Raw genomic sequence first — 25060 nt, 5'->3', positions numbered from 1 at the left:
GCTCCGCCCGCGGAAGACTGGGACCATGGCGCCCTTCTCCATTCCTGCGCTCGCGCAGACCGCCCCGCCTCGGGGCCGTGAGGCGACCGGCGGCTCGCACAGCACATCTCCGGGAGCTCTCGGCGAGACCTTCGAGCGGTGGCTGCCGCCGCTGCTGCTGGTGGTCTCCTGGGCCGTGGGACGGATCGCGTCGATCACCTGGATGACCGGAGGGCTGATCCTCTGGGCCCTCGTCCCCACTGCGGCGCTGCTGGTGCTGCGCGCCCTCCTCGAACGCACCCTGTCCCGCACCGGGCCGGACTCGACGGCGCTCAGGGTTCTGTACGTCGTGCACATCGGCCTGACCGCCGTGGCCCTGGTCCTGAACCCCATGACCTGCATCTATGCCTTCTGCGGTTATATCGACTCCGCGCGCTTCCTGCGCGGCGCCCGCGGCCGCGCAGTCGTGGTGTCCACGGCGCTGCTGTGCGCCGTCGGCCAGGTGGGAGGCGTCCAGTCGCTGCGGACCGAGCCCTGGTTCTTCCTCGGACTCGCCGCGGTGAACCTGCTCATCGCCCTCGGGATGATGCGCCTGGCGGAGGAGCGCGAGCGGGTGCTGGTCGCTCGGGAGGAGGCGCTCGCAGAGACCCTCCGCGTCCAGCGGGAGAACGACCGACTGCACGAGCAGCTGCTCGCCGGCGCCCGCCGCACCGGGATCGAGGAGGAGCGCACGCGGCTCTCCCGGGAGATCCACGACACCGTGGCCCAGGGGCTGGTGGGGGTGATCCGTCAGCTCGAGGCGATCGGGACGGATCTCGATCCGGCGGTGCGGCATCGGGTCGCCGTCGCCGAGGAGGCCGCGCGGGACTGCCTGCTCGAGGCGCGTCGGGCGGTCGAGGCGCTCGGCCCGCACCAGCTCCATGACCACGACCTCACCGAGGCGCTCTCCGGGCTCGTTGCGCGGTGGACGCGCACGCACCGCGTGGTGGCCACCCTCGACGCCGACGACGCGCCGCCGGACGGTCGTCACGGGGACGTGCTGCTGCGGATCGCTCAGGAGGCGCTCGCGAACACCGCTCGCCATGCCGAGGCGCGCTCGGTGATCGTCGCTCTCGAGGGCGACGACGAGCAGCAGCGGCTCCGCATCACCGACGACGGCCGCGGATTCGACCGGACGGACGTGGCCGCGGGGCACGGGCTGGAGATCATGCGGGAGCGCCTGGGAGAGGTGGGCGGCCACCTCGAGGTGACGTCCGCCCCCGGCCGGGGGACCACGGTCGCAGCGAGCGTGCTGCGATGAGCCCGGTGCGGACCGTGGTCGTCGACGACCACCCGGTGGTGCGCGACGGCCTGGTCGCGATGCTCGCGGGGGCCGACGGCCTCGAGGTGGTCGGGACCGCGGGCGACGGCGCCGAGGCGCTGGAGGTCATCGCCCGGTCCGAGCCCGAGGTGGTGCTGATGGACCTGCGGATGCCGGGCACCAGCGGGGTCGAGGCGATCCGTGCGCTCCGGGCCGGTGGCCGCAGCGCGCCTCGGATCCTGGTGCTGACCACCTATGACACCGACAGGGACATCCGCGGTGCTCTCGAAGCGGGCGCCGATGGGTTCCTGCTGAAGGACGCCCGACGGGAGGACGTGATCCGCGCGGTGTATGACCTCGCCGCCGGGCGTGCGGTGCTCGCCCCGGCCGCTCTGGCGGCGCTGGCCGGGTCGGGAGGCGGGCGGCCGGCGCTCAGCACCCGGGAGGCGCAGGTGCTGCGCCTCGTCGCCGAGGGATGCACCAACCGGGCGGTCGCCTCCCGGCTCGGGATCGGCGAGGCGACGGTGAAGACGCACCTGATGCACGTCTACGAGAAGCTGGGCGTGGGGGATCGGGCCTCGGCGGTGCGCACCGCCTGGGAGCTGGGGCTCGTCTGAGCCCTCCGCTCAGCGGAAGATGACCGTGCGGGTCCCGTCCAGCAGCACGCGCGACTGCGCGAACCAAGTGACCGCCTGGCGCAGGGTGCGCGCCTCGCCGTCCTGCCCGATGGCCATGAGCTCCTTGGGCGTGCGGGTGTGGTCCACGCGCAGCACCTCCTGCTCGATGATCGGCCCCTCGTCGAGATCGCTCGTGACGAAGTGGGCGGTGGCGCCGATCTGCTTCACACCGCGGGCATGCGCCTGGCGGTAGGGGTTCGCGCCCTTGAAGCCGGGCAGGAACGAGTGGTGGATGTTGATGCAGCGGCCCGCGAGCTCGGCGCACAGCTCGGGGGAGAGGATCTGCATGTAGCGGGCGAGGACGACCAGCTCGATGTCGTGCTCCTCGATCGCCGCGCGCACCCGGTCCTCGAAGGCGGCCTTGCCGCCCTCCTCGGAGGTGGGGAGGTGCTCGAAGGGCACCTCGTAGAAGGTGGCCAGACGCTCGAGGGTGGGGTGGTTCGCCAGGATCAGGGGGACCTCGATGGGGAGATGCCCGGAGTCCATCTGGAACAGCAGATCGTTCACGCAGTGCTTGGCCGTCGAGCCGAGGATCAGGGTGCGCACCGGGCGGCCCACGACGTCGAGGCGATGCTCGAGCGAGAAGCGCTCCACCACAGGGGCCAGCACCTGCTCGAACTCCTCCCGAGAGGCCGCCGTGAGCACCTGCAGCCGCAGGTAGAAGCGGCGGGTGGTGCCGCTCTCGAACTGACGGGACTCGGTGATGTTGCCCCCGATCTCGACGATCGCACCGGTGACCGCGTGGACGATGCCGGGCGCGTCGGCGCAGACCACCGTGAGGACGTACTCGGTCTGTGCCGCCGCGGAGTCGGAGGTGGCCTGGGGGAGAGGGGTCGCACTGCTCATGCGGCCAGTCTAGGAACACTCGCCGCGGGCCAGGGGATCGTCCGCGGCGATGTGCGTCACCGGTGGTCGCGGCGCCACAGGGCCGATGGCCACCAGATCACCCGCCCGAGGTCCAGGGCGAGTGCGGGCACCAGCAGGGTGCGCACCACGAAGGTGTCCAGGAGCACCCCGAAGGCGACGATGAACGCGATCTGCGCCAGGAACAGGATCGGGATCACCCCGAGCGCCGCGAAGGTCGCGGCGAGCACGAGCCCGGCCGAGGTGATCACGCCGCCGGTGACGGAGAGTCCCCGCACCACTCCCTCCCGGGTGCCGTGGGCGAGCGACTCCTCGCGCACCCGGGTCATGAGGAAGATGTTGTAGTCGATGCCGAGCGCGACGAGGAAGACGAACCCGAACAGCGGCACGGCCGGGTCGGCGCCAGGGAAGCGCAGGATGTGCTCGAACACCAGGGCGGAGACGCCCATCGCGGTCCCGAAGGAGAGGACCGTGGTGAGGATCAGCAGCACCGGGGCGAGCACCGAGCGTAGCAGCAGCATGAGGATCAGCAGGATCACCGCGAGCACCACCGGGATGATCAGCGCCCGGTCATGGGCGGAGGCGTCGTTGGTGTCGACAGAGGTCGCGGTGACCCCGCCCACCTGGGCGTCTAGCCCCTCAGAGGCGATCCGGGCGCGGACCTCGCGCACGGTCCGCTCGGCGGCGGCGGAGTCCGGGGCGTCAGAGAGCGTGGCCTGCAGCAGCACGTCTCCGTCCACCACCGTCGGCTGGGGGACGGGGGTCCCCGGAGGACCCTGGGCCTGCAGGCCGTCGGCGGTCACCGGCGCGGCCCCGCTGGGGGAGTCCTCGGCGCTGACCGTCACCGCATCGATGCCGTCCTGCGCCAGCAGGAGGTCGGCGGTGTCCTGGAGTGAGCCCTCGGCCACGATCACCTGTGCCGGGGAGCCGGAGCCGCCGGGGAAGTGCTCGCCGAGCGCGACCTGACCGTCCCGGGCCGAGGACTCGGTGAGCACGAGGTCGGACTGCGGCACACCGCTGGCGTCGAGCCGGAGCGCACCGAGGCAGCCGAGCGCGAGCACCACGGCGGTGAGGATCCAGATCGGTCGGGGGCGGCGTCGCACCGCCAGCGCGATGCGTCCCCAGATCCCGTGCGCCGAGGGCGCGGATCCGGCGTCCTCGGCGTCGGGAGCGAATCGCGGCCGACGGGGCCAGAAGGCCGAGCGCCCGGTGAGCAGCAGGACGGCGGGGAGGAAGGTCAGCGCCGCGGCCATCGCGAAGAGGATGCCGATCGCGGCGACCGGACCCAGCGTGCTGTTGGACTTCAGGTCCGACAGCAGCAGGCACAGCAGCCCGGCGATGACGGTGCCGCCCGAGGCGAGCACCGGCTCGAGGGTGCCGCGCAGCGCCTTCACGGTGGCGGGCCAGCGGTCCCGGGTGTGCCGCAGCTCGTCGCGGTAGCGGGCCACGTACAGCAGCGAATAGTCGGTTGCGGCGCCGATGACCAGGATGAACAGGATCCCCTGGGTCTGGCCCGACAGCAGCAGGACATCCGCCGCGGCCAGGTGCCAGATGGTCAGCAGCGCCGTGCACAGCGCGAACATGCTCGTGGCGAGGACGATCAGAGGCAGCAGCAGGGAACGGTAGACGATCAGCAGGATCACCAGCACGGCGGCGAGCGCCACACCGAGGAGCAGGCCGTCGATGCCTGCGAAGGCCGCGCCGAGATCGGCGGAGAACCCGGCCGGGCCGGTGACATGTGCGGTGAGACCCGCCGGGAGGTCGGCGGCGAGCTCGACATCGATCTGCTCGGTCGCGGCGCCGAGGTCCGCGTCGGGATCCAGCGGCACGAAGATCTGGACGGCCTTCCCGTCCTCGGAGGTCAGGGGCGGGGAGACCTCTCCGGTGACCGCGTCGAGGCCATCGAGCGCTCCGGCGGCATCCGAGATGGCGGCCAGCTCCTGCTCGTCGAGCGTCTCGGGCGCGGTGATCACGAGGATCGCGGGGATCGCCTCGGAGCCGGTGAAGTCCTCGGCGCGATGGGCGACCTCGGTGGCGTCGGCGGAGTCCGGCAGATACGCGGTGCGGTCGTTGGAGGAGACCTCGTCCACGCGCCCGAAGTAGGGACCGCCGATCCCGGCTGCCACGAGCCATCCGAGGATCAGCAGCGCGGGGATCACGATGCGCAGGACGCGCGGGGTGCGGGATGCACGCGGGGCGTCGCCGCCCCGGGGGCGACCGCCGTCTACGGGTGCGGGAGTCCGAGAGACCATGGTGTTCCTTCGAAGGGAGCGGCAGAGCGCGTTCAGTCTCGCATATATCTCGTTAGCCTAGATACCTATGTGTCGAAGAGTGCTCGATTACGATGCGGACATGAGCTCGAACCGTCCGCACGGCGATGATCCCTCCTCGGGAACGTCCCCATCCCGTCTGTTCAGCCTCGCCTCGAGCGATGCGCGCGGCGAGCTCGTGGATCGTGAGGGCCTCGACGAGGAGGACGTCGTGCAGATAGACCGCCTCATGGCCGCGATCTCGGCGCTGCGTGCCGCCGAGCGGTCGCTCTCCGAGGCCTCCCGGCGTTTCATGCGCCTGGGGGAGACGGACATGCGCGCCCTGCATCTCCTGATCGTCTGCGAGAACACCGGGACCCTCGCCACCGCCGGAGCGATCGCCCACGGGCTCGGCATCTCGAGCGCCTCCACGACCACCCTCCTGGACCGCCTCGAGAGAGCAGGTCACATCCGTCGGACCCCGCATCCCACGGACCGACGTGCGCTCGTCGTCGCGATCGATCCGGCCACCCGGGAGGCCGCGGTGCGCACCGTCGGAAGGCAACAGGCAGGCCGGGTCCGCGCCGCCCGTCACCTGGACACCGAGGAGCGGGAGGTCGTGATCGGCTTCCTCGAGGACATGACCGCGCAGCTCTCCCTCGACGGTCTGGACTGGGGACCGCCGCCCGCCGGATCGCGCGGCTGATCCTCCCGACCGCCCTCGCGAAGACTCCCGGCCGACCGCGTGGTCGGGGCCAGGACCTGCGAGGGCGCACGCCTGTGCCGAGAGCTGTCGTGGTGGCTTGACGGGGTGATCACCCCCGGGTGAGGGTCTGCTCACCGGCAGGACCCAACCGGACGGAGCGGCGTCGCGGGCTGCCGGTCGTGATGAGCAGCGTCGCTCCGCACCTCGACGGGAGGTTTCCATGGACACCACCACCTTCGAACAGCACGAGTCCGAGATCCGCGGGTACTGCCGCGCCTACCCGACCGTGTTCGCGTCCGCCTCGAACGCCCGCCAGGTCGACGAGGAGGGCACCAGCTACATCGACTTCTTCGCCGGGGCGGGAGTGCTCAACTTCGGGCACAACAACCCCCGCATGAAGGAGGCGATGATCGACTTCCTCCAGGCCGACGGGGTCGCCCACAGCCTGGACACCTACACCACCACCAAGCGGGACTTCATCGCCCGCTTCCACGAGGTGGTCCTGGCGCCCCGCGGCATGGACCACAAGATGCAGTTCATGGGGCCGACCGGGTCCAATGCGGTGGAGGCCGCCCTGAAGCTCGCCCGCCTCGCGACCGGGCGTCGGGAGATCGTCGCCTTCAGCCACGGCTTCCACGGGATGACCCTCGGCTCCCTCGCCGCGACGGCGAACCACGCCTTCCGGCAGTGGGCGGGGGTGCCGCTGACCGATGTGGTACGCCTCCCCTTCGAGACCGCACCGGGCGGGCGCACCGGCATCGCGGACTTCGCCGCCGCGCTGCGTGACCCCTCCAGCGGCGTGACCCCTCCGGCGGCCTTCCTGGTGGAGCCGGTGCAGGCCGAGGGCGGCGTCAACGTCGCGAGCCGCGAGTGGCTCCACGAGATCCAGGACCTCGCCCGCGAGGTCGGCGCCCTGTTCATCATCGACGACATCCAGGCCGGCGTGGGCCGCACCGGAGGCTACTTCTCCTTCGACGGCATGGACCTGGATCCGGACATCATCACCCTGGCCAAGGGGCTCGGCGGCTTCGGCACCCCGATCGCGATGAACCTCAACAAGCCCGAGGTCGACGCTCACTGGTCGCCGGGCGCGCACACCGGGACCTTCCGCGGGCAGGGGCTGTCCTTCGTCGCAGGCACCGTGGCGCTGGACCACTTCACCGACGAGGCCTTCCTCGCGAGCGTGCTCTCCCACGGGGAGCAGATGCGCGAAGCGCTCGAGGCCATCGCGGCGGCCCATCCGGACCGGGACTGGGAGGTGCGCGGCAAGGGCATGATGCAGGCCCTGGACACCGGGGACGGAGCCTTCGCCAAGCAGGTCCAGCAGGAGTGCTTCGAGCGCGGTCTGCTGATCGGCCCCTGCGGCAGCGGAGGCCGTGTGATCAAGCTGATCCCGCCCCTGACCATCCCTGCAGAGGACCTCACCGAGGGCCTGGACCTGCTGGCCCAGGCGATCGACGCCGCGGCGAAGGCCCTTTGATGCGTCGCCGGTCGGACATGACCTTCGCCCCCGAGGAGTACGAGCGACGTCTCTCGGAGCTGCGGGAGCGGATGGCGGAGCGGGAGCTGGACGCGGTGATCATCACCGATCCCGAGAACCTCATGTACCTGACGGACTACCAGACCACCGGATACTCCTTCTTCCAGGCGCTGGTGGTGCCGCTGGAGGCGGACTCGGTGATGATCACCCGTGCGCTCGAGGAGTCCAACGTGGTCGCGCGGACCTGGCTGGAGCACTCCCGGCCCTATCCGGACGGCGGCGACGCGATTCTCGAGCTGGTCAGCACCCTGCGCGATCTGCGGCTGGGCGACGCCACGGTGGGATACGAGCGCAACAGCTACTACTTCCCCGCCTACCAGCAGGACCGCTTCCACGACGCCTTCGGAGAGGGGCTGGTGGATTGCTTCGGGATCGTCGAGGAGGGCCGGGTCCGCAAGTCCCCGGCCGAGATCGCGGTGATGCAGCTGGCCGCCTACGCCGGCGAGTCCGGGATGGCGGCCGGGCTGCACGCGGCGATGTCCGGAGCCACGGAGAACGAGGTGGCCGCCGCCATCACGTCCTCGATGTTCCGCGCGGGCGGCGAGTTCCCGGCGGTGGTGCCCTACGTCGCCTCCGGGCCACGCTCGATGATCGGCCACTCCACCTGGGAGGGCCGCATGATCAGGCCGGGGGAGCATGTCTTCCTCGAGGTGGGCGGGTGCTACCGGCGCTACCACACCGCCATGATGCGCACGGTGGTCAACGGTGCGCTCTCGAACTCCATGCATGCCGCGCAGGAGCTCATGAAGCAGACCCTCGCGGACCTCCGCGCGCTCATGAAGCCGGGGGTGAGCGTCTCGGAGGTCGCCCGGCTCACCCGGGAGCGGATCGAGAGCAACGAGGTGGGTGCCCAGCTGGTCACCCGCGCCGGCTACTCGATCGGCATCGCCTTCCCGCCCTCCTGGGACGAGGGCTACATCGTCTCCCTGCTGGAGGGGGACGAGCGACAGCTCGAGGAGGGCATGACCTTCCACCTGCTGCCGTGGATGTGGGGCGTGGACGGGGACAAGACCGTCGGCATCTCGGACACGGTCCGCATCACCGAGGACGGCTGCGAGTCGTTCTTCACCCTTCCCGAGGACTTCACGGTCCACGAGAGCTCCGCCCGGTCCCTGTCGGCCGGTGCCGCCCTCGCGCCGCGCTACTGAGCCATCGAGCTACTGAGAGGAGCAGCCCATGACCACGCTGACCGCCATCGACCCCACCACCGGTGCCGTCGCGCGCGAGGTGCCCGCTGCGACACCGGCGCAGATCACCGAGATCATCGACCGCGCGAACACGGCCTACACCACCTGGAAGGAGACATCGTTCGAGGAGCGCGCAGAGGTGCTGCGCCGGGTCGCCGCCCACCTGCGCGAGCACGCCGAGGAGCTCGCCCCGGTGATGACCGAGGAGATGGGCAAGCCGATCGGGGAGGCTCGCGGGGAGGTCGTCAAATCGGCCTGGGCCGCCGAGCACTACGCCGAGCACGGGGCGCGCTACCTCGCCGACGAGCACCTCGACTCCGACGCGACCAGCTCCTATGTCCAGCATCTGCCACTCGGCCCCGTCCTCGGGATCCTGCCCTGGAACGCCCCGTTCTGGGTGGCCTTCCGCTTCTGCGCCCCGGCGCTGATGGCCGGGAACACCTGCGTGATGAAGCACGACCCGCACGTGCCGGGCTGTGCGGCCGCGCTCGAGCAGGTGTTCCGCGACGCAGGGGCGCCCGAGGGAGTCTTCCAGTCCCTGCTGGCGGCGACGGAGGACGTCGAGCAGGCGATCCGCGATCCCCGCATCACCGCCGTCTCGTTCACCGGCTCGGACCGGGCCGGGGCGAAGGTCGCCTCGATCGCCGCGAGCGAGATCAAGCCGGCGGTGCTGGAGCTCGGCGGCTCGGACCCCTGCATCGTGCTCGCCGACGCGGACCTCGAGAAGGCGGCGCAGGTCTCCGCCCTCTCGCGGATCATCAACGCCGGCCAGTCCTGCATCGCCGCGAAGCGGGTGATCGTGGAGCGCTCGGTGCACGACGAGTTCGTCGAGCTGCTCGCCGCGCAGCTGCGGGACCTCGAGGTGGGCGATCCTCGGGAGGAGTCCACGAAGGTGGGTCCGATCGCCCGGGCCGAGCTGCGGGAGAACCTCCATCGCCAGGTCACCGCCAGCGTCGACGCAGGAGCCACGCTCGTGATGGGCGGGGAGATGCCCGACGGCGACGGGTTCTTCTACCCGGTGACTCTGCTGACTGATGTGGAGCCCGGCATGAGCGCCTGCACCGAGGAGACCTTCGGCCCGATCGCGGTGGTGATCGCCGCCGATGACGCCGAGCACGCCCTCGCCCTGGCGAACGACACCCCCTACGGGCTCGGCGCCGCGATCTGGACCGAGACCGAGCGGGGGGTCGCGATGGCCCGACGGATCGAGGCGGGGCAGGTCTCGGTGAACGGGATCGTGAAGTCGGATCCGCGCCTTCCCTCGGGCGGCATCAAGCGGTCCGGCTACGGCCGTGAGCTCGGCCCGCACGGCATCCGCGAGTTCACCAACGCCCAGCAGGTGTGGGTCGGACCCGTCAAGGACTGACGCCGCCGGGTCGTGACGAGCTGGGCCCGGACAGCAGAACACCCTCCCACCAGCAGGTGGGAGGGTGTTCTCTCTCGGTCGGGCTGACAGGATTTGAACCTGCGACCCCCTGACCCCCAGGTGGCAGGAACAAGCCTCATAACCCACCTGACCAGGGGTTTTGTGTTTCAGGAGCCTGCTCTAAGCGCGTCACGTTTTGCAGGGTTTGCAGGCTGTTGGTCACCTAATTGGTCCACTTCATCGCACGCGCTATGCCTTGGTTCGCGTTTGTGCCCTCATCGCCTCGACGGCGGCAACAAGATCTGAGTCCTCGACGCTCGTCTCGTTCCACTCCGTCCAGAAGTTGCGAGTTGCACTGGCCGGCTTCACCTTGGGTGGGTCAAGGCGGATTCTGGTCGGGAGAATGATCGCGTCTCCCAGAAGCAAGGCTTCACCAACATCGAGAAGCGGCAACGCAGCGGCGATTCCGTCCATGCTGTCTGGCATCAGGCGTTTCACTACAGCTTGATCTTGATCGTTAGTAAGACGAAGCACAACAAAGTTGTTGCACTGCGACAGAACTGTCCGGCTGACGTCAGATGGGCGTTGGCTCACGACGAGGAGGGAGATTCCGTGCTTGCGTCCTTCTTTCGCGATTCGTTCGAAGGATTCGAGCGCCCTCTGTTCCGCCGGGTCTGCGACCGACGCGGGGAGGTAGAGGTGTGCCTCGTCGCAGACGAAGGTCACAGGGGTTCGTACGTACTCATCGGTCCAGAAGTGGATCTCGTAGAAGCCGCGAGGCAGGCCAACCAGTTCCTCGCCAAGACCCCCACGAGGAAGGGCATCAGCAACGGACCCCGCCTGTGACCACGAATGGAACCACGCTCTGACCGTCCCATAAGGGGCCGGAAGACCCTCGTTGCTGGACAGTGGAGCTTCAGCCAGCATCGCGGTCTGCCATCAGGTGCGCGACGACCGGTGCGAGTGCGACACCCAGGGCGTGGTGCTGGTCGGCGTCGAGATGCACGCCGTCGTGCTTGCTGCTGGTGGTGATCGTGTTCGAGTCGAAAAAGACGCAGCCGGTGTCTTCGCTGATCTGTCGAATCGCCTGCGCGAGACCCTGTGCGGCGATATCCCCGCCCGCGAACTTCGGGCCGATCGCTCCTCGAGGGTTGTCAAGCTGCGGGGGCGCGATGACGAGAATCGGCGGGGTAGGCATCCCGGGCTCGATCGGCGCTGTCCTGATCGCGTTGATGAGCGCGGCGATGCCCATCGAGGAGTGCCAGGGTTTGTGCTGGTGCATGGATTGGAAGTCGTTCGTGCCGAGTAGGAGAATCACGAGGTCGAGCGGGGATTGCGCTTCTATGACCTGTTGGATGCCGCTGAGGGCGTTCCGCCCAGGTTTGTATGGGTCGTCGAAGGCGGTGCGACGCCCGTTGAGACAGTCCTCCGTCAGCCGGATGCGACCGTCCCTTCCCGCGTTGAGCGCGGCGTGCAGGACTCCGGGCCAGCGCTCTTCGAAGGGAAGTCGCTGCCGAGTCGTCGGGACTATGCCCCAGGTCAGCGAGTCCGAGTACACAAGGATGTGCTTCGTCGTTGGCATCTTGGCTCCTTTGCGTTGCCGTCGTTCTCTTTATGCGTTCACGGGTCCGGAAGGAGGATCGTGGCGAGGTTGACGCGTTGCTGACCGTCCTCCCGTTCCGCCAGGTAAGGAGTCAGTAGCTCAGCGAGGCTTGCCTGAATCGTGGCGAGATCCTCCCTGCTCACGTACAAGGGCGTTCGGGCGAATCCGACCAACTCACGGGCTTCGGGAGAATCCGCGCTGAGGAAGCGGTCGAAGTCACCCGTGACGTCTCCCAGGAAAGCCAGGAAGGCAGTGCTCAGCTGCGCGCTGCTCATCGCAGAAAGCTCAGCGTGGTCAATGGCTGCCATCCGGTCGCCCAGCGCCAAGGTTCGCTCGATCGCGCCACGAGATCTGCGCTCATCGACCACGGCGACAACCTTGGCATCGAGGAGGGCAGCCACGTGTCGGTAGAGCGTGGCCTGCGGGATATCCGGGAGCGCCTCGCGCAACTGGGCCGTCGTGCGGTTGCGACCGCCCAGCTGCTGGATGATCCGTAATCGCACCGGGTGCAGCACGACTTCTGCCAGAGCAGTCTTGTCCGGCACCTTGACTCCTCACTGTTATCACGATGATAATGTTCTCAATACGATTCCATCCTAGCTATCGAGGAGAGCACGATGACGAACATCACATACGACCGAACCGGAGTGCACGTGCAGTTTCCCGGTTGGGAGGCGACGATGACGGGCCTGCCGAAGCTGTTGATTCCAAGGTCGGCGATCCGTGGCGTCGCGAGCGAGCAGGGATGGACTTCCGAAATCCTCGGGATGAAGTCCGGTCTTGTCATCTCTGGCTACCGCAAACTGGGCACGTTCAGGCACCCTTCGGGAGTGCGGCGCCTGGTCTCGATGAAGCGCGGACACCCGCTGCTGCGGATCACCGTCGACCGGGCCGCCGTCGGGTTCGACGAGATCCTCCTGAGCACCGATGCTGCGGAGTCGATCGCGGCAGACCTTCGATCGGATGTGCACTCTTGAACGCTGCGATCGAGGTACAGGCGCTCTCAAAACGGTTCGGGACAGTCGTTGCGCTCGAAGACGTGAGCTTGAAGGTCGAGTACGGGCGCGTCGTCGGTTTCCTCGGGCCCAATGGGGCGGGGAAATCGACGCTGATGCGCGCGCTACTCGGCCTGGTCCGCTCAGACAGTGGTGAGGCGTACATCGCCGGGCTGCCCTATGCCCACCTGCCTGCGCCCGCAATGGCCGTGGGCGCGGTCCTGGACATTGCGTCGGCGCATCCGCGCGTGACGGCACGCGCTCACCTTCACACGTGCGCGGCACTCGGAGGAATGGACCGGTCGCGGGTCGACACCGTGTTATCCCTCGTGGGAGCGCAGTCGTACGCCGATCGTCGGATCGGCACCTTCTCCACCGGGATGCGGCAGCGCCTCGCGCTGGCCACCGCGATGCTCGGCGACCCGGACATCCTCGTGCTCGATGAGCCGTCGAACGGTCTGGACCCAAGCGGAATCGCCTGGCTCCGCACATTCCTGCGCGAGTTCGCCGATGCTGGCGGCGCCGTACTGCTCTCCAGCCATGTGCTTCATGAGATCGAGCACACGATCGACGACGTCTTCCTCATCGACCAGGGCCGCACCGTCTGGACGGGCGCACTCGAACGACTCGTGGCGCAAGATGCTCCTCTCGAGGAAGCATTCCTGCGCCTCACGCAGAAAGGACCTCTCTCATGAATGCCGTCTACGGAGAGGTCGTGCGACTGCGCGCCACCGGAGTAGCACTGTGGTCGGCAGTGGTTGCGCTCGCGTGTGGTGGCGGATTGACGCTTCTCCTTGCGCTCACCGGGCCGCAGAACGCCCAGCCTCCCATGCCGGACATCGACACCCCCGAAGGCGTGGGATTCGTGCTCGGCATCGGAACCGTGCTTCTGTTCGTCCCCGCGCTGATCGGGACCATCGCGATCACAAGCGAGTATCGACACCGCACGATCGGCACGACGTTCCTCGTCGTTCCTAGACGAGGTCGAGTACTCACAGCCAAGCTCGCCGTGTACACGGTGCTGGGCATCGTCTACGGAATGGTCGCATCTCTGTCGGCCTTGCTCGCCCTGATCGTCGCAACATGGATGCGCGGTGTACCGCTGGGCGTCGATGTGGTGGATCTGGTACCGGCACTCATACAGCTCAGCCTGGCCGCTGCGGCCTACATGCTGCTTGGAGTAGGGATCGGCGCGTTGGCGCGTTCACCCTTCGTCGCGATCGGCGTCGTGCTCGGCTACTTCCTGTTCGTCGAGTACATCCTGATGCTGGTTCCCGGCGTCAACGCGATCTACCCGTTCCTACCGGGCGGCGCGACGGCATCGCTGACGAGTTTCGACTTCCTCACCGGCGCGATCGCGAGCCAGACAGCGCTGACGCCTGCGACGATGGTCTCACCTGTGCTCGGCGCTGCGATTCTCGTGGCATACGCGGTCATCGCGGCGATTCTCGCCGTCTTCGTTCCCCTTCGGCGAGACCTGAGGTGACCGGACCCAGGGTCTCGCCGAACGGGAGCCGCTATGGCTGCGCATACGCGCTCGCGTAGTCCTCACTGGGGGCCACGGGCTGGATGATATCGAGCAGGACACCGTCGGGGGCAGCAACGATGAAGTGCCGCTGGCCGAAGTCCTCATCGCGAAGCGGCAACACCACGTTCATCCCTGTTCTGCCGGCCAACTGCTTGTGGACGGCATCGACGTCGCCGACTTCGAGGTTGACGATCACTCCTCGGGGGAGCTCACGGTATCCGGCCGGCACCGTGGAGTGATCGTAAGCCAAGATCGCCAGCTCGAACGCGCCTAAGCGCAAGCTGACATACCAGTCCGATTCAAAGGTCGTCTCGAAACCGATGACGTCGCGGTAGAAGGACGCAGCGGCGTCGACATCGCGAGACATGAGCACGGGATAGAGGCTGGTGACGGACATTGCACTCCTTTACGTACGATATGAATGTAACGAAGCCAGCATACATACAGACTGTACGTAAAGGAAGAGGACCATGCCCCGCGCCTCCGCAGCCGACGCCGCCCAGACAGCCCAACGCATCCTCGATTCGGCGAAGGAGCTCTTCTCGGTACGAGGCTTCAGTGAAGTCTCCGTCGACGACGTCGCCCGGGACGCCGGGGTCACGCGAGGAGCGGTCTATCACCACTACCGGAACAAGGTCGCATTGTTCGCCGACGTCGTCGCCCGCCTTCAAGCCGACGTCGCACGAGCCGTCGTCGCGGCAGCAGAGAATGCAGACCCGCAGCCTCTCGAACAGCTCAGGGCCGGGTCGCACGCGTTCCTCGATGCGATCACGAACGGGGCCGCCATGCGCATCCTGCTCATCGATGCACCTGCGGTGACCGGCTGGCAGGAGTGGCGCCGACTCGACGCGGAGAATTCGGCGACGCATCTGCGAGAGGCACTACGTGAGGCAGGAGTTGCAGAAGAGATCCTCGATGCATCGACCGCGCAGCTCTCCGGCGCGATGAACGAGGCAGCCCTCTGGACGGCCCAACACGATGACACCGATCTGGCTCGCCGGCAGTCCCACAGGGTTCTCGACAGACTACTCACGGCCTCCGTCTCGTAGACCCGGTTCTGGGGCGTGGGCGAGCTTTCCAGAGATTCGCACGATGTCGAGGAGGTCGCGCGCGTCGAGCCGATCGGCGAAGCGACGGCGCACGGATTCCAGGTGCACGGCAGTCGCTTCGCGAAGGGCGTCGAGCCCGAGGGGGGCGAGCACGAGCAGACATCCGCGGCCATCTGCCGGGTCGGGGTCACGGCGAATCAGCTCTCGCGCTTCCATCCTGCCGGCGTGACGCGACAGCCTGCTCCGCGACCACCCCATCTTCTGCGCCTGGGCATGCAGTGTGCTCATCATCTCCGGCGCTTCAACAAGGGTGCTGAGCACTTCGTAGTCGGGCTCCGAGAGGCCCGATGCTGCAAGGTCGTGCACCACACCGGCCTGCACGGCGACCATCATGCGACGGAACGCGCGCCAGGCGACTTCCTCATCCTCGCTCAACCAAGGCGCCGCCGACCCCACCCTTTTCGTTGACATGTAATCATTCTACGATCTATGCTCGTTTACATGTCAACGAAATCTCCTAGAGTCGTGATCCTCACGTGCAGCACCAGACCCGGAGCGATAGGCCCGGCGGTTGCAGACTGGCTCCTGCACACTCTCACCCTCCACGCTGACGCACTCGACGTCGAGCTTCAGCATGTGTCGTTGCGCGATCTCGATCTCCCGTTCTTCGACGAGGAGGAACATCCGGCGCTCGGCGCCTATCGAAACCCGCACACCAAAGCGTGGAGCAAGATCGTCGACGAGGCGGATGGCTTCATCGCGGTCACGCCTGAATACAACTACGGCATGCCCGCAACGCTCAAGAACGCCCTCGACTACCTGAGCCATGAATGGGCATGGAAGCCCATGGGGTTCGTGAGCTACGGCAACACGTCGGCGGGCACCCGATCCGTGCAGCACGCGAAGCAGGTGATCACGACGCTTCGTCTCGTCCCCCTCGGCTCGACCGTCGCCCTGCGCCTGAAGGACACGATCGATTCGACCGGGGTGCGTCCGAGCGTACAGCTGACCGCGTCGGCGAACGGCTTGCTGGAGGAGCTGGTCAGACTAGCTCACGCACTCAAGCCCATGCGGGAGGCTGCACGACCCGGTATCGAAGTCGGGCCGTTGCCCGGTAGCTATACACGCCCATTGATTCCCAACGACGCCCCTCATGTACTGGTTCTGCAGCGATGCTGCTGGGTCGACGAGGCGTTGAGCAACGAAACGCTGGACCTCGCTCCGTTCACCGAGACCCTCGAAGACGTGCAGGCCTGGCTCACCGACTGGGAGAGCGTCGGACTCTGGCTCCACGGTCGTCTCATCGGAATGGTTCGCGCTCGACGCGCATCGCGAACAGGGCACATCGGCAGACTCGCCGTCGTTCCCGATCTCTACGGGCGGGGAATCGGGCGCTGGCTCCTCCGGCACGCGACGGATGCTCTCGCCAGCTCCTGCGACCGGATAGAGCTCAGCACCGGATCGCAGAGCACGAAGAACATCCATCTGTACACGAGCGAAGGATTCGTCCAGCACACCGAGAACCCCGAAGGAACAGTCGAACTCGTCAAGCGTTCTTGAAGCGAGGCCCGACGGACTGACATCCGGTCCCCTGCCCGTGCACCTACTTGTCGTCGCCCGATTGAGGAATCGGCACGCTTTCGAGGAATGCTCTTGCCGCGGGGGCGGGATTGAAGCTGCTCCACGCGAGGTACTCGATACGGGTGGGGCCAGCGGTCACCGGGATCATTCGAAGACCGTTGCTGCCGGCGGGAATGACAGCTGGTGAGAGCAGGGCGATCACGAGGCCCTGCCTGACCAGGTCGAGGATGAGGTCGGCGCTCATCGCTTCGAAGGCGACCTCACGATGGATGCCGGCGGCCTGGAACGCGAGGTCGGAGGGAAGCCGTCCGGGTGTTCCTTCGGGAAAGTCCACGAACACTTCATCGGCCAAGTCTTGCAACCGCAGTCTGCGACGCCGAGCCAGTGAATGCTCGGCGGAGACGACGACGATGAGCCGTTCCCTGGCAAGAACGCGCGCGTTCACGCCTTTCGGGGGTGCACTGTCGGGCAGCCCGAGCACTGCCACGTCCATACGGCCCTCGCTGATCGCGGTGACGAACTCATCGCTACCGCCGCCTCGGAGCTTGATCCGCACCGCAGGGTGGGCGCGATGGAAGTGCCCGAGCGCAGCGGGTATATCGATGGCGGTCACCGTCGGAATCACACCAATGATGAGACTGCCTCGAATCTGCCCGTCCGCCTCCGCCGCCTCGGAGACCGCCCGTTCAGCCGCATCGAGACTCTCTCGTGCTCGTGCCAGGAATGCCTCTCCGGCGGCGGTGATCTCAACCCTACGGCTGGTGCGCGCGAATAACCTCACCCCGAGTTCGCGTTCGAGCGCCTTGATCTGGTGGCTCAGAGCGGACTGCACCACGAGACACCGCTCCGCCGCGCGAGTGAAACTGCGTTCCTCGGCCACCGCGACCACATACCGCATCTGCTGAAACTCCACACTTCAATTATTCCTGTTCATTACTGATATGACAACAATGTTCTGGACTCATCAGCATGTCGGACCCGACGATGTAACCATGAGCATCACGACCTCACCGCGCACGCCTCGAAGCGTGCACGCAAGATCCACGCGCCGAGTGGGTTGGACGATACTGACTGCGCTGACCCCGATGGCCTGGGGCACCACCTACATCGTGACAACGCACCTGCTGCCCGAGGGGCATCCTCTCTTCGCAGCGATGATGCGCTCGCTTCCCGCAGGTCTGATCGCGCTCCTGATCGCGAGGCAGTTGCCGCACGGTTCGTGGTGGTGGAAGAGCCTCGTGCTCGGCACCTTGAACATGGCCGCATTCTTCCCGTTGCTCTTCCTCGCAGCCCAGCAGCTGCCAGGCGGAGTAGCAGCCACGCTGGGTGCGGCACAGCCCATCGTTATCGCGTTCCTCGCCGTGGCGATCCTGCACGAGAAGCTCTCGCTCTGGCGAGTCACCTGGGGCGTGCTCGGCATGATCGGCGTTGCGCTCGTCGTCCTCGGCCCGAACGCTGCGATGTCGCCTCTTGGTATCCTCGCGGGCTTGGGCGGTGCCGTGTCGATGGGCATCGGCGTGGTGCTGACGAAGAAGTGGGGGCGCCCCGAAGGGGTATCAGCAGTCGGTCTGGCCGGGTGGCAACTCACCGCGGCCGGTCTTGTCCTGCTGCTACCGGCTCTGCTCATCGACGGCATTCCGCCCGGTATCGACGGCAAGGCCGTGCTGGGGTACGCCTGGCTGGGGCTGATCGGGGCATTGCTGACCTACACCATCTGGTTCGCCGGCATTCGGCGTCTGCCTGTGACGGCAACCGCCCTGCTCGGCCTGCTCTCTCCGCTCGTGGCGGCGGTGCTCGGCGCCGCGATCGCAGGTGAAGCCCTGGCCCCACTCCAACTTCTCGGCTTCGCCGCAGCACTCATCGCGATGGTCGCCGGTCAACTCCCGCCACCGAGAAACAAAGACCATGTCCGATCATGAGAGCCGCTGCATTCGGCGCGATCGGCATGGTCAGGAGCGCTATCGACACCGAAGCCGTTCACTGTCTGTTCGTGAGAGCTTGTCCGATGATCCGCGCAGCTTCGGAGAACGCGCTGGGGTTGGGGCCGGAGTAGTTCAGACGGAGATAGCGGCCGGTTGGCTCGGCGGGGAACCAATCGTCACCTGCTGCGATGATGACCCCGCGAGCTTCGCATTCTCGGGCGAGCTGGAGCAGGTTCGTGTCGTCGGGCAGCCGCAGCCAGAGGTTCAGACCGCCGCACGGCACAGCATCCAGGCGCGCCGTCGGAGCGTGCTCGCGGAGCGCGTCGACGAGGAGATCGCGGCGGCTCGTGAGCTGTTGTCTGAGCGAGCGCAGGTGCGTGCGCCAGGCCGGTTGCGTGACCACATCGACCGCGACGGCTTGTAGCGCGGAGCTGACGTACATCTCCTGAGCCTGCGTGTCCGCGAGGATACGATCACGGGCAGGGCCGCGCGCGATCACGCCCGCGACCCGGACGGACGGGGAGACGCTCTTGGTGAGTGAGCGGATGTAGACGACATGGCCGCTGTCGTCACGGGCGGCGACGGGGACGGAATCGGAGGTGATGCCGAAGTCGTGCGCCCAGTCGTCCTCGATGAGGAACGCGCCGTGCTCGCGCACGATCCCGAGTACGGCGTCCCCCAGTTCCGCCGACCACTGGCCGCCGGTGGGGTTGGCGAAGTTCGGTTGCGCGTAGAACGCGCGTGCCCCGGTCTGCGCGAAGGCGCGGTCGAGGTCGTCGGGATTCGGGCCGCGCGGCCCGGACGGGATAGGGACGAGTTGCACGCCGACCTGCGCGGCGGCGAGCATCGCCCCCCAATAGCTCGGTGACTCGATCAGCAGAGGTCGCCCCGCTCCGACAAGAGCGCGGAAGAGAGTGCCGAGGCCACTCTGACTACCCGGCAGGATCACCACATCCCTTGCGGCCGGGGCAGTCAGGCCCGTGGGAGTGATCGCGCCGAGTTCAGCGGCGAACCAGGATTGCAGCTCGGGCAGGCCTGTAGCGGGCGAGCGACTCACCGCCGCCTCGCTCCGTGCAGCGCGAGCGAACGCGGCCCGCACCAGACGTTCGGGCAGCAGCTCCCTGTCGGGGTAGCCAGAGTGCAGGGCGATCACATCGTTCGGCGTGGTACGCAGCGCCGCCGACGAGGCCGGAACGCGATGCTGCGGGGAGCCGAGCGCTGCCGTCTGCCAGCCGTAGTCGTTCGGACGGACCGCCCGGATCCCGCGCACGAACGTGCCGATGCCCGGGCGCGACTCGATTACACCCTGGCCGACGAGGGTGCGTAGTGCCTTCTGCACCGTGACCGGGCTGGCCTCGAACCGTGCGACGAGCTGCCGCGTCGTCGGAAGCTGTGCACCCGCAGGAGCGGCCGCAATCCACTCACCGAGAGCGGACACAATGCGGTCACTGCTACTATAGGTCATGAGAAACAAGGATACCGCTACTCTATCTTCTGCGAAACTGCTACCGGTATCTCATGCCGGCCTGTGGTGGGGGCTGCTCGGCGTGACCGCGTTCTCTTTCACCGTGCCCTTTACCAGGGTCGCGGTAGAGAACGGGCACATGTCGGCTCTGTTCGTCGGGTCGGGCCGCGCGGTGATCGCGGCCGCGCTCGCCGCGCTCGCCCTCGGGTTGACGCGGCAGAGACTCCCGCGCCGGAGGCAATGGATACAGGTCTCGGTGGTCGCTGGCGGCGCGGTGGTCGGGTTCCCGCTGCTGACCTCGTTCGCCCTCACGACCGCGTCCGCGAGCCACGGGGCCGTAGTGATCGCGCTGCTGCCCGCAGCGACCGCGGTGATCGCCGTCCTGCGCACGGGGGAACGACCCGCACGCTCGTTCTGGGTCGCCGCCGCGTTCGGCGCGGTCGCTGCGGTGGTATTCGCCGTGATCCAGGGTGGCGGTTTCGGCGGGCTGCATGTCTCCGACCTGCTGCTGTTCGCCGCCGTCGTCGTCTGCGCGGTCGGCTACGCGGAAGGCGGATTGCTCTCCCGCAGCATGGGGTCGTGGCAGACGATCTCGTGGGCGCTCGTGCTCGCCTCGCCGCTGATGATTCTGCTGACCAGCATCGCCGTGGTGCAGCAGCCTCCCCTGGGCACCGTCGTGGAGTGGGGCGCGTTCGCGTACCTCGCGGCGGTGAGCATGTTCCTCGGGTTCTTCGCCTGGTATCGCGGCCTCGCCATCGGCCCAATGTCGCAGGTCAGCCAGGTGCAGCTCACTCAACCCGTGATGAACATCCTCTGGGCGGCCATGCTGTTGGGCGAGCACATCGGCTGGCAGACCGTGACCGGCGGCATCGCCGTGATCGGCTGCGCACTGCTCGCAGTTCGCGCCCGCAACCGAGGGAAGCAGGCAGGCGTACGAAACACACTCCGCGCTAACTGATGACCGATCTCGCAGAGGTTAAGCGGCTGATCCGTGGCAACCCGCAGGCTCGGTGGTGCCCGCAGGGAGTGCACCAGATCCGCAGCGTCTCATCATCGCCGACCCCGAACCGCGGGGTGAGCTCACGAATCGACTGCGAGCGGGGCCACCCTCTCGGGCCTGACTGTCGTGAACCATGCGCACGGTGCGGTATCGCAACTCCGGACTGAACTTCACGGGCACCTTCTGGTGCACTCCGCGGGCTACGACGCCTAACGGGACTGGTCCACTTCGACGGTGCCCGGATCGAGCAGATCTAGCGAGTGGACCAGCAAGTGACCACCCAGGAAAACGACGAAGCCCAGGTGAGAAACATGCTCTCACCTGGGCTTTTTTGTCGGGCTGACAGGATTTGAACCTGCGACCCCCTGACCCCCAGTCAGGTGCGCTACCAAGCTGCGCCACAGCCCGAGATCCTTCGTGGTTCTCCGTCACCGGAGGACCGAGGAATACAGTACCCCGACACTGCCCGGAAGAGCGAATCGGGAAGGGCGTGACCTGCGGCACCTGTGCCGTGGCGAGTCGGAGGGCGCGCCGTGGGGTAGTGGGGGAGCGGTGCCGGGAGCTCGCTCGGCGGCTCGCCCAGCGGGTCTGCGGGATCCGCCTGCGGCCCGCTCCTACACTGCAGGCATGCGCCCGGCCGAGCACGAGACTCCCCACGGTGAGACCCCGTACTCGCCGACCTCGCTGCTGCGCGCCCTGACCGCGAACCCGTACAGCGTCGCCCCGCTGCGTCCGCACGAGCACCCGGCCGCGGAGGCCGCGCCGCCGGACAACCGGTACACGCGCACCATCACGCTGCTCCTCGCGCTCGTGCTCGGCTTCGCGGTCGCCGTCTCCGTCCTCGACCTCCGGCATGAGGCCGCCGCGGAGGACAGCCCCCGCGCCCTGCTCGAGGCGGAGGTGCGGGAGACCCGCACCGAGGCGTCGCAGCTCGAGGAGCGCCGGGCAGACCTCGAGTCCCAGGTCGCCGACGCCCAGGCCGAGGTGCTCGAGCAGGGCGAGGCCGGCGCCGCGGAGCGTCTCGGCGCCTTCGAGACGGCGGGCACGGGCACGGTCCTGAGCGGACCGGGCGTCGTGCTGGAGCTGGACGACTCCGCCCCGCTCCCCTCCAGCCCGGGGGCGGGGGCCGGGACCGTCAACCGTGTGACCGACGGAGACCTGCAGATCGCCGTCAACGGGCTGTGGGCCGCGGGCGCGGAGGCGATCTCGGTCAACGGACAGCGGGTCGGGCCCTCCACGGCGATCCGCACGGCCGGCTCCGCCGTGCTCGTCGACTTCCACCCCCTGTCGCCGCCGTACCGCATCACGGCGCTCGGCGACGCCGAGCAGCTGCGCACCACGGTCGACGAGTCGGAGACGGGGGAGTACCTCCAGGGGGTCTCCTCCCGTTTCGGGATCCGTCGCTCCTGGGAGGAGTCCGAGGAGCTCTCGGTCCCTGCCCTCCCCAGCGGGACCCTCCGTGAGGCCTCGGTCCTCGAGGAGGACTCCGAGCCCGCGTCCGAGACGCTCCCGGCCGAGGAGCCGGGCACCGCATCGACCGCCGCCGAGGGCGGCACCGAGGAGGATTCCCCGTGATCGCCATCGTCGGACTGGTGCTCGGCATCGTGCTGGGCCTGGTCGTGCAGCCGGACGTTCCCGTCCTGCTCCAGCCCTATCTGCCCATCGCCGTGGTCGCCGCGCTGGACACCCTGGCCGGAGGCCTGCGAGCCAGCCTCGACGGCGCCTTCGACTCCCATGTCTTCATCACCTCGTTCCTGTTCAACGTCGGGATCGCGGCCTTCCTGGTGTTCCTCGGTGATCAGCTCGGGGTGGGCTCCCAGCTCTCTACCGCGGTCATCGTGGTCCTCGGGATCCGCATCTTCTCCAACGCGGCCGCCATCCGGCGCCTGCTCTTCCGGTCATGACCGACGGCACCCGCACCCCGGAGTCGCCGGACCAGCAGCGGCTGGTCTGGCGGCGCCTGGGCGACTCGCTGCGCCCGCAGGCCACGACCGCCCAGGTGATCGTCGGCCTGCTGTGCCTGCTGCTGGGCCTCTCGATCGCCGCCCAGGTGCGCCAGGGGGAGGACTCTCTCGAGGGCGCCAGCCAGCAGGAGCTGGTGCGCCTGCTGGACGAGTCCGGTCGTCACTCCTCCGATCTCGAGGTCGAGAACGCCGAGCTCGAGCGGACCCTGGAGACCTTGCGCTCCGGCCGGGAGGACGACGTCGCGGCCCAGAACGCCGCCGAGGAGCGGCTGTCCGACCTGGAGATCCTCGCCGGGACGGTGCCGGCGACGGGCCGGGGCGCGGTCATCACGATCGCGGATCCCGAGCAGGGCGTGCGCGCCTCGACGCTGCTGGGTGTGGTCCAGGAGCTCCGCAACGCCGGGGCCGAGGTGATCCAGATCGGCGACGTGCGCGTGGTGGCGTCGACCTCGATCACCACCGCCCCCGGCGGGGGACTGCTGGTCGACGGCACCGCGATCGGGTCGCCGTACGAGATCCGGGCGATCGGGGACCCCGCCGTGATGGAGCCGGCGCTGCGGATCCCGGGCGGCGCGGCGGACTCCGTCGCCGGCGACGGCGGGAGCCTCGCGGCGATCGCGGACGACGACGTGCGGATCGATGCGACGGTGCAGCTGAGCGCACCGGAGCATTCCCGAGTGGTCAAATGATCGTCAAGTCTTGCCCTGACGTGGTCGAGAAGGCCCCGCCCACCTCTCGCGGCATGCGAGGATGAGCGTGCGGAATCCCGTGCGCTCATCGCACCGGATCCGCAGCAGGCCAGGAAGGGGTGCGTGGTGTCAGCGAACACCGAGTGGAACGACGACAATCTCGATCACACGTCGAAGTTGAGCGCGATCTCGCCCAATGACCCCGTGGACGACGCCGACCCCGGTCTCTCGTCCCAGGATCGTCGGGCGATCGAGAACCTGCCCCCGAGCAGCGCGCTGCTCATCGTGCGCAAGGGCCCCAACCTCGGTGCGCGATTCCTGCTGGACTCCGAGACCACGGTCGCGGGCCGTCATCCCAAGAGCGAGATCTTCCTCGACGACGTGACCGTCTCCCGCCAGCACGCGGCCTTCGTCCGCGACGGCGAGGGCTTCCTGGTGCGCGACCTGGGGTCGCTCAACGGCACCTATGTCGGCAAGGACCGCGTGGACGAGGCGCGCCTGCAGTCCGGACAGGACGTGCAGATCGGGAAGTACCGCCTGACGTACTACGTCGTCGACGGGACGGCCTGACTCGATGCCGGCTTCTGCCTCGCGCAGACCGAGCTCTCCCGCGACCTCCCGGCTGAGCATCGGCCAGGTGCTCGAGATCCTGCGGGACGAGTTCCCGGATCTCGCGCACTCCAAGCTGCACTACCTCGAGTCCGAGGGGCTGATCACGCCGGAGCGGACGCCGTCGGGCTATCGCAAGTACAGCCGGGACGATGTGGATCGGCTCCGCTTCGTGCTGCGCGCCCAGCGCGACCGCTTCTGGCCGCTCAAGGTCATCAAGGAGCACCTGCTCGAGCACGGCGTCGACTCCGAGGTCACCTCGATCGCCTCGCGTCCCGGACCCTCGGCGACGCTGCAGGCCGTCCGGCTGGACCGTCGGGGGCTGGCCCGGGAGGCCGGCGTCGAGGAGGAGTTCCTCGCCGAGCTGGAGCAGTTCGGGATGCTGCCCGAGGGGGACCTCTTCTACGGGGCCACCGAGCTCGAGATCGTCACCGCCGCCCGTGACCTCGCCGACGAAGGTCTGCATCCCCGCCACCTGGTGATGCTCCGCACGGCTGCCGAGCGGGAGGCGCACATGATCCGCTCCGTGGCCCGGCCCCGGTCCCGCTCCGGGGACTCGGCAGCCCGTGGTGAGGCGGAAGACTTCGCCCGTGACCTGGGGGAATCCATGATCTCCCTGCACGGGGCCATGTTGCGGACCAAGCTCCGGGAGGGCTGAGGCCCCAGCGGCCGTCACCCGTCCGTGACCTTCGACCGGCGAGTTGCTGTCGGTCGACGGGTTCTTCGCGCTACCCTGATCAGGTGCTCTCACCCTTCCCCCTCGGAGAGCCGGAACCCGGAGGTAGCC

The 25060-nt window shown here is 68.2% G+C and carries 27 protein-coding genes and 1 tRNA gene; 18 read left to right on the top strand and 10 right to left on the bottom strand.

All coding sequences use genetic code 11. The features are described 5' to 3' along the window. Window positions 1-25 precede the first annotated feature (25 nt). Window positions 26-1279, top strand: coding sequence for a sensor histidine kinase (locus CFK41_RS17920; RefSeq protein ID WP_169928806.1), 1254 nt, complete (start codon window positions 26-28; stop codon window positions 1277-1279). Then, window positions 1276-1896, top strand: a complete 621-nt coding sequence (locus CFK41_RS09115; RefSeq protein ID WP_096799369.1) for a response regulator — start codon at window positions 1276-1278, stop codon at window positions 1894-1896. The genes CFK41_RS17920 and CFK41_RS09115 overlap by 4 nt, the downstream gene beginning before the upstream one ends. A gap of 9 nt (window positions 1897-1905) precedes the next feature. On the opposite strand, the gene CFK41_RS09110 is transcribed toward CFK41_RS09115, so the two are convergent. Continuing rightward, window positions 1906-2802 carry a formyltetrahydrofolate deformylase gene (locus CFK41_RS09110; RefSeq protein WP_096799368.1) on the bottom strand — a complete coding sequence of 299 codons (897 nt, stop codon included), beginning with the start codon at window positions 2800-2802 and terminating at the stop codon, window positions 1906-1908. A gap of 56 nt (window positions 2803-2858) precedes the next feature. Then, entirely contained in the window at window positions 2859-5072 is a 2214-nt protein-coding gene (locus CFK41_RS09105; RefSeq protein ID WP_096799367.1) for an MMPL family transporter, read from the bottom strand. Window positions 5073-5172: 100 nt separating this feature from the next. On the opposite strand from CFK41_RS09105, the gene CFK41_RS09100 reads away from it, so the two are divergent. The 4 genes from CFK41_RS09100 (at window position 5173) to CFK41_RS09085 (ending at window position 9868) form a co-directional block, all read left to right on the top strand. Continuing rightward, on the top strand, window positions 5173-5775 hold the full coding sequence (locus tag CFK41_RS09100) for a MarR family winged helix-turn-helix transcriptional regulator (RefSeq protein ID WP_096799366.1): 603 nt from the start codon (window positions 5173-5175) through the stop codon (window positions 5773-5775). 220 nt (window positions 5776-5995) lie between these two features. Next, window positions 5996-7255 (top strand): aspartate aminotransferase family protein, encoded by a 1260-nt coding sequence (locus CFK41_RS09095; RefSeq protein ID WP_096799365.1) that lies wholly within the window; start codon window positions 5996-5998, stop codon window positions 7253-7255. Then, complete coding sequence (gene doeA / locus CFK41_RS09090) at window positions 7255-8463, top strand: ectoine hydrolase (RefSeq protein WP_096799364.1); 1209 nt, start codon at window positions 7255-7257, stop codon at window positions 8461-8463. The genes CFK41_RS09095 and doeA overlap by 1 nt, the downstream gene beginning before the upstream one ends. Before the next feature lie 28 nt (window positions 8464-8491). Further along, window positions 8492-9868, top strand: coding sequence for an NAD-dependent succinate-semialdehyde dehydrogenase (locus tag CFK41_RS09085; RefSeq protein ID WP_096799363.1), 1377 nt, complete (start codon window positions 8492-8494; stop codon window positions 9866-9868). A 249-nt stretch (window positions 9869-10117) separates the two neighbouring features. Here CFK41_RS09085 and CFK41_RS09080 read toward each other — a convergent pair whose 3' ends face one another. The 3 genes from CFK41_RS09080 to CFK41_RS09070 all read right to left on the bottom strand — a co-directional run bounded on the left by CFK41_RS09080 (window position 10118) and on the right by CFK41_RS09070 (window position 12016). Next, window positions 10118-10594, bottom strand: a complete 477-nt coding sequence (locus CFK41_RS09080; protein WP_227873018.1) for an ATP-binding protein — start codon at window positions 10592-10594, stop codon at window positions 10118-10120. Window positions 10595-10784: 190 nt separating this feature from the next. Continuing rightward, on the bottom strand, window positions 10785-11450 hold the full coding sequence (locus CFK41_RS09075) for an SGNH/GDSL hydrolase family protein (RefSeq protein ID WP_096799362.1): 666 nt from the start codon (window positions 11448-11450) through the stop codon (window positions 10785-10787). A gap of 38 nt (window positions 11451-11488) precedes the next feature. Further along, window positions 11489-12016, bottom strand: coding sequence for a helix-turn-helix domain-containing protein (locus CFK41_RS09070; protein WP_096799361.1), 528 nt, complete (start codon window positions 12014-12016; stop codon window positions 11489-11491). A 72-nt stretch (window positions 12017-12088) separates the two neighbouring features. On the opposite strand from CFK41_RS09070, the gene CFK41_RS09065 reads away from it, so the two are divergent. Genes CFK41_RS09065 through CFK41_RS09055 form a run of 3 tightly spaced genes read left to right on the top strand, consistent with a single transcriptional unit; the run spans window position 12089 to window position 13952 of the window. After that, complete coding sequence (locus CFK41_RS09065; RefSeq protein WP_096799360.1) at window positions 12089-12448, top strand: hypothetical protein; 360 nt, start codon at window positions 12089-12091, stop codon at window positions 12446-12448. Next, a complete protein-coding gene (locus CFK41_RS09060; RefSeq protein WP_096799359.1) occupies window positions 12445-13161 on the top strand; it encodes an ABC transporter ATP-binding protein in 717 nt (238 codons plus the stop codon). The genes CFK41_RS09065 and CFK41_RS09060 overlap by 4 nt, the downstream gene beginning before the upstream one ends. Continuing rightward, complete coding sequence (locus CFK41_RS09055) at window positions 13158-13952, top strand: ABC transporter permease (protein WP_096799358.1); 795 nt, start codon at window positions 13158-13160, stop codon at window positions 13950-13952. The genes CFK41_RS09060 and CFK41_RS09055 overlap by 4 nt, the downstream gene beginning before the upstream one ends. 31 nt (window positions 13953-13983) lie before the next feature. On the opposite strand, the gene CFK41_RS09050 is transcribed toward CFK41_RS09055, so the two are convergent. Further along, complete coding sequence (locus CFK41_RS09050) at window positions 13984-14391, bottom strand: VOC family protein (RefSeq protein WP_096799357.1); 408 nt, start codon at window positions 14389-14391, stop codon at window positions 13984-13986. Window positions 14392-14464: 73 nt separating this feature from the next. On the opposite strand from CFK41_RS09050, the gene CFK41_RS09045 reads away from it, so the two are divergent. Continuing rightward, a complete protein-coding gene (locus tag CFK41_RS09045) occupies window positions 14465-15043 on the top strand; it encodes a TetR/AcrR family transcriptional regulator (protein ID WP_096799356.1) in 579 nt (192 codons plus the stop codon). Here the strand turns inward: CFK41_RS09045 and CFK41_RS09040 are convergent. Then, a complete protein-coding gene (locus tag CFK41_RS09040; protein ID WP_096799355.1) occupies window positions 15020-15514 on the bottom strand; it encodes a MarR family winged helix-turn-helix transcriptional regulator in 495 nt (164 codons plus the stop codon). The genes CFK41_RS09045 and CFK41_RS09040 overlap by 24 nt on opposite strands. Window positions 15515-15544: 30 nt before the next feature. On the opposite strand from CFK41_RS09040, the gene CFK41_RS09035 reads away from it, so the two are divergent. Next, window positions 15545-16603, top strand: coding sequence for a bifunctional NAD(P)H-dependent oxidoreductase/GNAT family N-acetyltransferase (locus CFK41_RS09035; protein WP_096801021.1), 1059 nt, complete (start codon window positions 15545-15547; stop codon window positions 16601-16603). Between the two features lie 43 nt (window positions 16604-16646). On the opposite strand, the gene CFK41_RS09030 is transcribed toward CFK41_RS09035, so the two are convergent. Continuing rightward, window positions 16647-17537, bottom strand: coding sequence for a LysR family transcriptional regulator (locus CFK41_RS09030; RefSeq protein ID WP_096799354.1), 891 nt, complete (start codon window positions 17535-17537; stop codon window positions 16647-16649). Between the two features lie 79 nt (window positions 17538-17616). On the opposite strand from CFK41_RS09030, the gene CFK41_RS09025 reads away from it, so the two are divergent. After that, window positions 17617-18543 (top strand): EamA family transporter, encoded by a 927-nt coding sequence (locus tag CFK41_RS09025; RefSeq protein ID WP_096799353.1) that lies wholly within the window; start codon window positions 17617-17619, stop codon window positions 18541-18543. A 58-nt stretch (window positions 18544-18601) separates the two neighbouring features. Here the strand turns inward: CFK41_RS09025 and CFK41_RS09020 are convergent, their stop codons facing one another. Then, complete coding sequence (locus tag CFK41_RS09020) at window positions 18602-20011, bottom strand: aminotransferase-like domain-containing protein (protein WP_096799352.1); 1410 nt, start codon at window positions 20009-20011, stop codon at window positions 18602-18604. Between CFK41_RS09020 and CFK41_RS09015 the strand changes: the two genes are divergently transcribed. Beyond that, window positions 20010-20969 (top strand): DMT family transporter, encoded by a 960-nt coding sequence (locus tag CFK41_RS09015; protein ID WP_096799351.1) that lies wholly within the window; start codon window positions 20010-20012, stop codon window positions 20967-20969. The genes CFK41_RS09020 and CFK41_RS09015 overlap by 2 nt on opposite strands. 376 nt (window positions 20970-21345) lie before the next feature. Here CFK41_RS09015 and CFK41_RS09010 read toward each other — a convergent pair. Beyond that, a tRNA-Pro gene (locus CFK41_RS09010) sits at window positions 21346-21419 on the bottom strand. A gap of 219 nt (window positions 21420-21638) precedes the next feature. Here CFK41_RS09010 and CFK41_RS09005 point away from each other — a divergent pair. The 5 genes from CFK41_RS09005 (at window position 21639) to ftsR (ending at window position 24931) form a co-directional block, all read left to right on the top strand. Further along, window positions 21639-22586, top strand: a complete 948-nt coding sequence (locus CFK41_RS09005) for a DUF881 domain-containing protein (RefSeq protein WP_096799350.1) — start codon at window positions 21639-21641, stop codon at window positions 22584-22586. Beyond that, window positions 22583-22915 carry a small basic family protein gene (locus CFK41_RS09000; RefSeq protein WP_096799349.1) on the top strand — a complete coding sequence of 111 codons (333 nt, stop codon included), beginning with the start codon at window positions 22583-22585 and terminating at the stop codon, window positions 22913-22915. Before CFK41_RS09005 ends, CFK41_RS09000 begins: the two co-directional genes overlap by 4 nt. Further along, the gene (locus CFK41_RS08995) at window positions 22912-23664 is read left to right on the top strand and encodes a DUF881 domain-containing protein (RefSeq protein ID WP_096799348.1); all 753 of its coding nucleotides are present in this window, start codon (window positions 22912-22914) and stop codon (window positions 23662-23664) included. The genes CFK41_RS09000 and CFK41_RS08995 overlap by 4 nt, the downstream gene beginning before the upstream one ends. Window positions 23665-23790: 126 nt before the next feature. Further along, window positions 23791-24234 (top strand): FHA domain-containing protein, encoded by a 444-nt coding sequence (locus tag CFK41_RS08990; protein WP_096801020.1) that lies wholly within the window; start codon window positions 23791-23793, stop codon window positions 24232-24234. A 4-nt stretch (window positions 24235-24238) separates the two neighbouring features. Further along, window positions 24239-24931, top strand: a complete 693-nt coding sequence (gene ftsR, locus CFK41_RS08985) for a transcriptional regulator FtsR (RefSeq protein WP_096799347.1) — start codon at window positions 24239-24241, stop codon at window positions 24929-24931. Window positions 24932-25060: the final 129 nt, after the last annotated feature.

Source organism: Brachybacterium ginsengisoli (genome assembly GCF_002407065.1).
Classification (GTDB): Bacteria; Actinomycetota; Actinomycetes; order Actinomycetales; family Dermabacteraceae; genus Brachybacterium; species Brachybacterium ginsengisoli.
The sequence above is the reverse complement of the archived record's forward strand: the minus strand, read 5'-3'. Positions and strand labels throughout refer to the sequence as shown.